The sequence below is a fragment of the Streptomyces sp. NPDC037389 genome, assembly GCF_040636475.1.
Classification (GTDB): Bacteria; Actinomycetota; Actinomycetes; order Streptomycetales; family Streptomycetaceae; genus Streptomyces; species Streptomyces hesseae.
In genome coordinates this window covers 1-1460 of sequence record NZ_JBEZUS010000056.1, presented here as the reverse complement: position 1 = coordinate 1460, position 1460 = coordinate 1, and the positions used below count along the sequence as shown (strand labels likewise).

The following is a 1460-nucleotide window of genomic DNA, read 5'->3' as shown; positions in this document are numbered from 1 at the left end:
TGGAGGGAGTCGAGCAGTACCTCCCCGCACCGTACCCGCCGGGTGGGCTCGCCGGCCATTACCCGGCGGGCCCGCGCGGCTGCTGCAGGCAGGGCGAGGTCCGGACCGGGATGCAGGGCCAGCAGGCGGAACAACTCCTGTGCGTGTGTGCTGAGTTCCGTGTACGAGAACCGGAACACGGCGTCGATCAGCGCATCGAACTCCTGGAGCGGCCTGCTCGCATGCGCCAGGCGGTGGAGCAGGTGCTGCAGATCCCACGCTTCCCGGTGACGGAAACGGCTGGCGAGGATCTGCAGGGCCAGGGGATGGCACGCACACGCGTCCGCGATCTGCGGCAGGTTCTCCGCCTCGGCGGCCACTCTGGAGGTCCCGACGACCCGGGCGAAGTAGGACGCCGCCTCCTGCTGCGACAACGTGTCCAGAGACAGCGACGAGGCTCCGTCCAGCCCAGTGAGCCGGTTCCGCGTCGTCACCAGGACACGGCAGGCGGGGGAGCCCGGCAGCAGCGGGGCGACCTGAGCGGCGTCGCGTGCGTTGTCCAGGACGATCAGCGCACGACGCCGGGCGGTCCACTCCCGCCATCTGGAGGCGCGTTCGTCCACCGTGGACGGCATTTCGCCGAGCCATCCGCCCGCGTGCAGCAGACCGGCCAGTGCTTCGGCCGGCTCCAGAGGCTGCCGACCGCTGTACCCTCGCAGGTCGACGTAGAGCTGGGCGTCCGGATAGACCGAGGTCAAGCGGTGCGCCGCGTGCACCGCGAGGGCCGTCTTGCCGATACCGGGCATCCCGTGGATCACGGTGACCGGCAGGGCGGTCCTCGTACCGTTGCCCACCACGTCCTCGGCCAGGAGGATGCGCAACTCACCAGCCCGCCCGACGAAGTCCGGAGTGTCGCGCGGCAGGCAGTTGCGGGGCTCCACTGGTGGAGCAGGAGCAGGAGCAGGAGCAGGAGCAGGAGCAGGGAGCAAGACTGGTGCGGCCGAAGACTCATACGGTGTGAGACGAGCGGTGAGCGCGGTGTCGTCCCGCAGGAGTTCGTGATCTTGTTCGAGCATGCGCAGATGAAGCTGCTGGAGCTCTGCGGTCGGTTCGATGCCCTGACTGCGGTGCAGCCGCATGCGTGTGTCCCGGAAGACGGACAGAGCCTCGTCGTGTCGACCTGAACGGTACAGCGCCAGCATCAGGGAGCCGATCACCCGCTGAGCGAACGGATTCTGGGAGGCGAGTTCCTGCAACTCGCCCACCAGGTCCGCGTGCCGCCCCAACTCCATCTCCAGGCCGATCCGTTCCTCGCGCACCCGGCGGTGGTCCTCGGCCAGCCGCACACGTGCCGACTGTGCCCAGGAGTTGTCGGCGAACTCGGCCAACGGTTCGCCGCGCCACAGCGCCTCTGCGGTGCGCAGTAGTCCGACGGCCAGCTCGCGCTCGTTGCGTGAGGCCGCTGCCAGTGCGTCCGAGCG

1 protein-coding gene is annotated in these 1460 nt (G+C 69.4%); it reads right to left on the bottom strand.

The genetic code is table 11. The features are described from left to right. Positions 1–1460 (bottom strand): BTAD domain-containing putative transcriptional regulator (locus AB0E98_RS33680; protein ID WP_361710293.1); only part of this gene is annotated, 1460 nt, incomplete at both ends.